This is a genomic window from Microbacterium sp. P26 (assembly GCF_023712585.1).
Taxonomy (GTDB): domain Bacteria; phylum Actinomycetota; class Actinomycetes; order Actinomycetales; family Microbacteriaceae; genus Microbacterium; species Microbacterium algihabitans_A.
Genome location: NZ_JAMAXZ010000041.1, coordinates 1 through 255 on the forward strand (window position 1 = coordinate 1; position 255 = coordinate 255).

A 255-nucleotide genomic window follows, 5' to 3' on the forward strand; every position below is an offset into this window, starting at 1 on the left:
TCAAATCATCATGCCCCTTATGTCTTGGGCTTCACGCATGCTACAATGGCCGGTACAAAGGGCTGCAATACCGTGAGGTGGAGCGAATCCCAAAAAGCCGGTCCCAGTTCGGATTGAGGTCTGCAACTCGACCTCATGAAGTCGGAGTCGCTAGTAATCGCAGATCAGCAACGCTGCGGTGAATACGTTCCCGGGTCTTGTACACACCGCCCGTCAAGTCATGAAAGTCGGTAACACCTGAAGCCGGTGGCCCAA

General features: G+C 54.1%; 1 rRNA gene. It reads left to right on the forward strand.

The features are described from left to right. Window positions 1–255: ribosomal RNA gene (locus M3667_RS17225) — 16S ribosomal RNA — on the forward strand; the annotation flags it as partial.